The organism is Streptomyces sp. NPDC002463 (assembly GCF_042889835.1).
Taxonomy (GTDB): domain Bacteria; phylum Actinomycetota; class Actinomycetes; order Streptomycetales; family Streptomycetaceae; genus Streptomyces; species Streptomyces nymphaeiformis.
In genome coordinates, this window is record NZ_JBIARL010000004.1 from 413,553 (window position 1) to 421,220 (window position 7,668).

Genomic DNA, 7,668 nt, shown 5'->3' on the forward strand with positions numbered 1-7,668 from the left:
GATGGTGGGCATGACGGACTTCATCCGGGAGGGGCGGCTCTTCAGAGTCACCGGTTTCCTCCCTTCGCACCGCCTGCTCTTCCTGACCAGTGAGGCCACGCTGGTGGACGGGACCACGACCAGGGTCGAGGTCTGCTTCGGGCATGTGGAGCTGATGTTCCTCAAGCCCCTCTACCGGAAGGGGCTCCACATCCGGCGGGCGACCGCCGCCGAGTTCGGCGTGCTCAGCGAACGGCACGGCATTCCGGCGGAGGACTCCGCTTACACCTGGATCCTGGATCCGGACGGCGAAAGCTTCGTCGTCAGCGCCCATCCGAGCTGGCGGGAGGCGGAGTACGCCCTGATGGGCGAACGGGAGTCGTTGTACGACGGCCCCTGGCCGCCGGAGTTCCCGGCGGAATCGGGACACGTCAGCTGACCGTCTGCCGCCTGAGTGAATGAGGAAGGGGGCCTCCCCGGTGCTCTGTGCACCGGGGAGGCCCCCTTCCTCCGTGTACGGGTTTTCGCGTAAGGGCTCAGAGCCGGTCGAGCTGGGCCTTCACGACCGCTTCCGGGATCGCCGCGTGATTCGGGTCGAGCATGTTGACGCCGCCGCGGACGCCGGCGTAGGTCATCGGGATCTTCTGTTTCCTGATGTCGCCGGTGATCCGGTACGCCACGGCCTGATCGCCCGGCTTCGGCGCGGGCAGCTTCTCGACCTTGCGGTAGGTGAGGCCGAGGGCCTTGAAGCCCTTGGGGCAGGCGGTGACCGCTGCGCCGAGTTCGTCCATGACCCGGATGGCGTTCTGCTCGGCCCGAAAGGATCGGTGAGGACTTGGACGTTCATGCCGTGACGTTGGTGTTTGCCTGAGTGGTACGGGGTGTCGGTGGCGATCCGGTCGATCGGCAGCAGGGTGCCGTCCAGGATCACGAACGCCTTGCTCCGGGTGATGTGCCCGGCCTCGGCCAGGGTGGGTGCGAGGTCGGCCGGCACTTCGACGGCCTCGTGTATGGGGCTGTAAACAGTCGCGATCCCGATACCGAATCCGGCGGCAAGCTGGGCGTAAGCGTCACCGCATCGCGGGGATGGTCCCGCCACCTGCCGGTGATCCCGCCACCTGTCACAACGCCCGTCACTGACCGGCAGGAACGGCCGCAGCCCTTCCCACTCGGCATCACTCAGATCACCCCGCCCCATGCCCACATCAACGGCTTGGGCACGCCGACCGTCACGTGGCCGGCGCGACACCTTCCTGCCGGCCACCCTGCGGCCGGGAGAGGAAGACCCGGCGGGTCGGCGGCTCGATTTCCGTGACGACGACGGCGATCTCCTCTCCGACCTCGAAGTCTTCCACCGGACTCACCGCAGGGCGGCCGTGGACTTCTCTGAAAGGGACCAGCCCGACAATCCCGTCCCCGAGGTCGACGAAGATGCCGAAGGGAAGCACCTTCCCAACCGTCCCGCGGAGTTCCTGGCCCACCGCTGTGCGGTCGGCGAAAGCCTGGAGGGGGTCGGGCTCCAGTGCCTTCAAGGACAGTCTGGCCTCCGCGTTGTAGGTGTCGAACTGGATGAACTCGCACGAGACACGCTGGCCCACCTGAACGACATCGGTGGCAGCGTCGATGCGCCGCCATGACAGTTCGGGGACGCCGATGAACCCGACACCGGGGAAGAGGGGATGGGCAGGCCCGTCGTCCAGGGCCACGAAGACCCCGAACCGTTCGATCGCCGCGACGGTGCCGGACAGGATGTCGCCGCGGTGCAGGGACTCCAGGAACGCCCAGAGTCCCGGGCTCTCAGACTGCCAATCCATGCCGCCACCCTGGCACACCACGTCGTGGGCCGACCATGCCCTCGACGAGCTGCAGCCCCCGCCATGCCTCAGCAGCCGGCACCATGATCGGCCGGACAAGTCCCAGCCGGTGACGCCCTTCACGGGAGCGGGCCGGTGTACCCCGGAATCCTGCTGCTCTTCAGTGAAGGTCCGGCTGGACCTCGGTCAGTCGATGCCTTCGACGATGCGGAAGTCGCGCTCGACGCCGTCGGAGAGGGCGACCAGCGCCTCCTGGTAGGCGGCGCTCTCGTGCGCCGCGACGGCCTGCTCGAAGCTGTCGAACTCGACCAGGACGGTGCGCTCGGCGGTTCCGGCGTCATGCGCCACCACCCGACCGCCACGGGCGAAGGTCCGACCGCCCGCGGCCTTGACGGCCGGAGCGGCCAGCTTGTTGTAAGCAGCCAGCTTCTCGGGGTCTGAAATGGTGCGGTAGACGCTGACCCAGTAGCCCTTGGGCATGGAACCTCCAGTGTGGGGACGAGTGCATCTGACGTACGGGTTGGTCTCGGACGAGCGTCGGCGGGCGAGAGCGAGGCTTGTCAGCGTCGTGATCGCCATGGCGCCGATGCCGACCAGCGCCGCGGTGGTGTAGGCGCTGTCGTCGGGGAAGAGGCGGCCGGGGCCGGTGCCCGCGGCGAGGATCAGGCCGCCGATGGCGCTGCCCAGAGAGTAACCGACGCTGCGGACCACGTAGTTGAAGCTCATGGCGCTCGACGTCTCGCTCCTGGGGGTGACGGCCAGGATGACGCCGGGCATCGCGGCCGAGAAGCCGCCGACGCCGAAGCCGAGCACGCCCATCGCCGCGAACAGTTCGGCCAGGTCCGACCGGGCCGCCGCGAACAGGGCGAACCCGCCGCCGACCACGACGGCGCTGCCGGCCAGGAGCAGGGGGCCGGCGATCCGCGTCCGGACCCGCGACGTGAGCTTGCCGGCGACGAACCCCAGCACCGAGAACGGGATGAGGACCAGCCCGGCGACGAAGGTCGTCAACCCGAAGCCGTAGCCGGCGCCGTGCGGCGTCTGCGCGTACCGGGTGATGAGCGTGAGCAGGAGGTACATGCCGATCCCGCCGACGAACATGGCGAGGTTCGCCCCGGCGACCGCCGGGTGCCGCACCGCTCGCACATCGACCAGGGGCGTCGTGCTGCGCAGCTCGATGACGGCCCAGACGCAGAGCAGCACCACCGCGACGACGGCGAGGCCCGCCGCCACGGCGAGGTGCCGGCTCCACAGATTCCGTTCGCCGGCGAGGAACAGCACCAGGAGCAGCGCAGCGGCCAGGACGACCGCGCCTGCCACGTCCACGTGGGCGGAGCGGCCTTCGGGGGCTTCGGGCATGGAGCGCCACGCGGTCAGGAGGGCGGCGGCGGTGACGACCAGGCCGAGGCCGTAGGCGGCCCGTACCCCGCCGAGCTCGGCGAGCAGTGCGGCCAGCGGGTAGCCGACGCCGGCCCCGATGATCGAGACCACCGAGATCAGGGCGATCACGGCCGCGCTGCGCTCCTCGGGGAGGTGGTCCCGGGCCACGCCCATCATCAGCGCCGTCAGCCCGAGCCCGACGCCCTGGGCCGCCCTGCCGGCCAGCAGCCACGCGAACGGCAGCGGCAGCACGGTGAGCGCGCTGCCGGCGACGACGACCGCCAGCGTGGCGAGGATCGTGGCCCGCCGGTGCCGGCCGGCTCCGAGTCGGCCCAGGACCGGCGTGGCGACGGCGCCGCTGAGCAGCGCGACGGTCAGCGTCCACTGCGCGCTGCCGAGCGAGACGTGGAACGAGGTCGCCACGCTGGTGATGAGCGGCGTCCCGAGGCTGGCGACCGCCGCCACGACCAGAGCGATGAACACCAGGGCGGGGACCAGCAGCCGCGCCTCGGAACGCGCCACCGGGAACGCCTTCACCGCGCCCCCGCCGACCGGCTGCCCGGTCACTGCTTCGGCCCTTCACGGTCCTGGCTTTCGAGCTCTGCCAGATGCTTCAGCGCCGGAAGGGCCGCCACCAGCGCCTCGACCTCGTCGTCGGTGAGCTCGCCGATCAACCGCTCGAACGCGTGGGCGCCCGCCCGGCGCCGCGTCCGGACATAGGAGGCGCCGGCCTCGGTCAGGCACACCAGCGTGACCCGCTTGTCGGACGCGTCGCCCCGCCGCTCGACCAGGCCGGACTCCTCCATCACCCGGACCAGGGCGGTCATCGCGGGCTGGGTGACGCCCTCGACCGCGGCCAGATCGGTGATGCGCCGCGGTCCGGTCCGGTCCAGGGTGGCCAGGGTGGCGGCGGACGTCAGGCTCATGTCCCGGGGCAGGCGTCTCGCGGCCCGGGTGGCCAGGCCGTAGAGGGCTGCCCCGATGGCGGCGGACGCGCCAGGAGCGGTGTCTTGACGACTCATGCTCGAAGCATAGCGTTTTTATATTCATAGTTTATGTAAATGGTCGACTGGTGCGGTCGGAGCGCCCCTTGAGCAGGCCGGCCCGCCGGATCCGGGTCAGTGCCAGGCCCGGCAGCCGGTCGGCGCGGTCGCCCTCGGCGAGCCGGTCGCGGAAGTCGGACAGCACGCTGCGGCGGAAGCCGGGGTCTTCCAGCTCCAGTCCGAGGGCGTACGTGAAGTCGATGCGGCAGCGCACCGCCTCGGCGGCCTGGCGGTCCGACAGGTTCAGCGCGTACTGCAGCACGCAGACGGTGGCCGGCTGAGCGGGCGAGAGCCCGGGGCGGCCGTCGCGCGGGTACCAGGCGGTGAAGCCCTCAAGCCTGACGCAACGTCACGATCATTTACTGTCCGTCCTCGAGATTCCCGACAGAGTCTGACCCGGAAGACCTGGCGCACATCTCGCCGTACCTGACCGAACACATCAACCGGTTCGGCGAGTACGGCACCCGCGAACTCGGCATCCGGCCCGAGGCGTACGACCCGGAACTCGACGTCGACTTCACCCCGCTGCGCGAGCAGGACCTGACCGCCGCCGGTCCCGGGCAGGCTGCCTGAGCCGTGAGGGAACCAGCTGGTGACGCCCTTCACGGGAGCGGGCCGGTGTACCCCGGAATCCTGCTGCGAGGGCCGGCCTCCGACATCGTGGCCCGGGCAGGTGATCCGGTAGCGCTGCCGAGGGGGCGGGGTTTGTGGCGGTTCTCGTGGGCCCTCGCCGTGTCTCAGAGGGATACCCGCGCTGTTCTGCCAGCGGCAGAACACCGGCCGGACCGGGCTCGACGATCACTACAGTCCAGTCTCATGACGACGATGACGACGCGTACGGTCGAGTATCCGGCCGACGGTTTGACGATGATCGGGCACCTCGCGCTCCCGGCCGGTGTCGACCGCCGGCCCGCGGTGCTGCTCGGACCGGAGGGCATGGGGCTCAGCGACGTCGAGCGCCGTCGGGCCGATGCTCTCGCCGAGCTGGGATATGTGGCGCTGGCCTTCGACCTTCACGGCGGGCGCTATTTGAGCGACCCCGAGGAGATGCTGGCCCGTTGCCTGCCGCTGCTCGCTGATCCCGAGCGGATGCGAGGCATCGGCCATGCGGCGCTCGATGTGTTGCGCACCGAACCGCGGACCGACCCCGACCGGATCGCCGCCGTCGGCTATGGCACGGGGGGTGCCGTCGGGCTGGAACTCGGGCGCGACGGCGTCAACCTGCGCGCGATCGGGACGGTCAACGCACTGACCACGGGTCGACCGGGCGAGGCGGCGCGCATTCGCTGCCCGGTGTGGGCCGGGGTCGGGTCGGAAGACCCGATCATGCCGCCCGAACAACGGAACGCGTTCACCGCTGAGATGCAGGCCGCGGGCGTCGACTGGCGCCTCGCGGTCTACGGCGGCGCCTTGCACGCCTTCCACCACCCGCCGGTCGACCACCCCGTGGTCCCCGGCGTCGGCTACCACCCACGGCACGCGCAGCGTGCCTGGCGCGACGTCGTCGACCTGCTCGCCGAGTGCCTGCCCGTGACGGAGGACCCGGGGCATGACCCAGGTGAGCATGCCGGCCCCGGGCACTGACGGTCCACTCCCCTCAAGTCCGCACAGCAGAAACGCATTCGGGCGGTTACCCGATCGCGGAGACGTATGCACAACTACCGCAGTGAATGCCGGATTCACTGAGGCAGAGCCCCTGCCGTGATCACCGCGACCTGCGGCGGACCAATCCGGCCGCCGGGGCGAGGTGTACGCATGCACTGCGGCGGTACCGGAAGGGCGGGACGGCGTGACGACCGAACCGGTGACCGAACTCGAGAGCGGGGGCGCACTTCGGTTGCCGCGCGCTCGGGTCGTACCTCTGTCCGCCCCGCCGTCGTCGTACACCGCGGCGGTCGAGCGGTACCTCATCGGCGCGGGCATCGCGAAGTCCTCCGCGCGGATCCACCGGATCTCCCTCATGACGTGGGGATGGACGCTCGCAGGCGAACCGCCGCCGACCGGACCCGCCCGCCGAGGCGCGAAACCGCCCGTCTTCCCCGTCGCCACGATCGACGACCCGGCGCTGCCGGAGGTCTTGGCCGAGCCGGCGGCGGCGCGGGCGGACGAGATGGACGCCGACACCGTCAACCGGGAGCTGTCCATCGCGCGCAAGGCGATCGGCTGGTGGCAGCGCCGAGGCTGGATCGAGTGCGATCCGACGATCGGCATCGAGCGGCGGCCGGCGCCGCCGGACCGCACCAAGGCTCTCGCGGAGAACCAGGTCGCCGCCCTGTGGCGCCTCGACGTCGCGCTGCGGGAGAAGACGCGGTGGAAGATGCTCCACGAGTCCGCCGCACGGGCCGACGAGGTGCTGTGCCTCAACGTGGAAGACCGCTACCCGCAGGACAAGCGCGGCAGGATCACCGCCAAGGGCGAAACGACCGAGTGGATCCACCGGCAGTCCGGCACCGCCCAGCTCCTGCCCCGCCTCATCGCCCGCCGTACCCGCGGCCCGCTCGGTTGCCGGTCTCGGACGAGGTACCGGGCCGCTCGCTGAGGTCCGCGAGCGCATCCACCCGGACGACCGGGAGGCCCTCGGTCGACCTGCCGGCGACGCTGACCGAGCGGCAGACGGGCGGCCAGACCCTGTCACGGGGACCTCGCACAGGGTGATCGCGGAACGTGTGCGGAGCCGGTGGGGCCCCTCGTCACCACTCCACTCCGGTCGGCGAGGCGCGCCCGGCCCGGGGCGGCACCTCCACCTCGAACCAGACGGCCTTGCCGCTGCCCCGGGGGACGCAGCCCCAGGCGTCCGCGAGCCGTCCGAGGAGGTAGAGACCGTGCCCTGAGGGGCGGTCGGCGTGGTGCGGGCCGTGGGGCCTGGGTCGTACCGGGCTCGTGTCGCTGACCTGCACCCAGAGCCGGCCGTCGGTGCGGTCGAGCCGCAGTTCGTACGGGACGCCCCCGTGGGTGAAGGCGTTGGTGACGACCTCGGAGACGAGCAGCAGGGCGTCCTCGGCGGCGACCTGCCCCGGTTGCCCGGCGGGCCCGAACCAGTCGCTCAGGGCCCGCTCCGTGAGTTCGCGACACTCCCGCACCACTCCGTCACCGGCAGTCAACTCGTACCGGCGGGAACGAGCGGTCGAGGGCCGCATGCGCGGACTGGTCATGTGCGGCGGCTGCCCCGCCTCGGCCCGGCGAACCCTGTGGGGCGCGAAATCCGGCGAACCCCATCCGTCCGGGGCTCTGAGCGCGGTGGCGGCGTCCTCGTCCACCCGGAACCGGCGTCCCATGACGCTCACCCGTCTCCTCCCACGCCGCTCCGGGGCCTCCGCAGGATCCGGAAGCAGCTGTCGGGTCCCCCGCCCGTTCTCTCCCGGTTCAGCCGCTCGCGCGGTCGGTCGCCGCGTCGTCCTGGAGGAGGCCGTCCCTGAGCTCGTGGAGGATGCGGGTGAGCAGTCGCGAGACGT

The 7,668-nt window shown here is 71.1% G+C and carries 8 protein-coding genes and 2 pseudogenes; 3 read left to right on the top strand and 7 right to left on the bottom strand.

Annotation, left to right across the window (positions count from 1 at the left end; translation table 11 throughout):
• The first annotated feature begins 10 nt into the window (after window positions 1-10).
• Complete coding sequence (locus ACFYX3_RS12140) at window positions 11-418, top strand: hypothetical protein (protein ID WP_389011487.1); 408 nt, start codon at window positions 11-13, stop codon at window positions 416-418.
• 97 nt (window positions 419-515) lie between these two features.
• Here ACFYX3_RS12140 and ACFYX3_RS12145 read toward each other — a convergent pair whose 3' ends face one another.
• The 6 genes and pseudogenes from ACFYX3_RS12145 to ACFYX3_RS12170 all read right to left on the bottom strand — a co-directional run.
• Window positions 516-770 (bottom strand): hypothetical protein, encoded by a 255-nt coding sequence (locus ACFYX3_RS12145; RefSeq protein ID WP_389011577.1) that lies wholly within the window; start codon window positions 768-770, stop codon window positions 516-518.
• Window positions 771-793: 23 nt separating this feature from the next.
• Window positions 794-1,060: pseudogene (locus ACFYX3_RS12150) on the bottom strand (IS5/IS1182 family transposase); the annotation flags it as partial.
• 148 nt (window positions 1,061-1,208) lie between these two features.
• The gene (locus ACFYX3_RS12155) at window positions 1,209-1,793 is read right to left on the bottom strand and encodes a S1 RNA-binding domain-containing protein (RefSeq protein WP_389011562.1); all 585 of its coding nucleotides are present in this window, start codon (window positions 1,791-1,793) and stop codon (window positions 1,209-1,211) included.
• A gap of 186 nt (window positions 1,794-1,979) precedes the next feature.
• On the bottom strand, window positions 1,980-3,740 hold the full coding sequence (locus ACFYX3_RS12160) for an MFS transporter (protein ID WP_389011490.1): 1,761 nt from the start codon (window positions 3,738-3,740) through the stop codon (window positions 1,980-1,982).
• Window positions 3,737-4,099 carry a MarR family winged helix-turn-helix transcriptional regulator gene (locus ACFYX3_RS12165; RefSeq protein WP_389011565.1) on the bottom strand — a complete coding sequence of 121 codons (363 nt, stop codon included), beginning with the start codon at window positions 4,097-4,099 and terminating at the stop codon, window positions 3,737-3,739. The genes ACFYX3_RS12160 and ACFYX3_RS12165 overlap by 4 nt, the downstream gene beginning before the upstream one ends.
• Before the next feature lie 127 nt (window positions 4,100-4,226).
• Window positions 4,227-4,508: pseudogene (locus tag ACFYX3_RS12170) on the bottom strand (transposase); the annotation flags it as partial.
• 524 nt (window positions 4,509-5,032) lie between these two features.
• Between ACFYX3_RS12170 and ACFYX3_RS12175 the strand changes: the two are divergent.
• Together ACFYX3_RS12175 and ACFYX3_RS12180 are read left to right on the top strand one after the other, a co-directional pair.
• Complete coding sequence (locus ACFYX3_RS12175) at window positions 5,033-5,800, top strand: dienelactone hydrolase family protein (RefSeq protein WP_389011493.1); 768 nt, start codon at window positions 5,033-5,035, stop codon at window positions 5,798-5,800.
• Between the two features lie 205 nt (window positions 5,801-6,005).
• Window positions 6,006-6,755: a site-specific recombinase gene (locus ACFYX3_RS12180; protein ID WP_389011496.1), complete on the top strand. Its 750-nt coding sequence runs from the start codon at window positions 6,006-6,008 to the stop codon at window positions 6,753-6,755.
• Window positions 6,756-6,906: 151 nt separating this feature from the next.
• On the opposite strand, the gene ACFYX3_RS12185 is transcribed toward ACFYX3_RS12180, so the two are convergent.
• Complete coding sequence (locus ACFYX3_RS12185; protein WP_389011499.1) at window positions 6,907-7,491, bottom strand: ATP-binding protein; 585 nt, start codon at window positions 7,489-7,491, stop codon at window positions 6,907-6,909.
• Window positions 7,492-7,668: the final 177 nt, after the last annotated feature.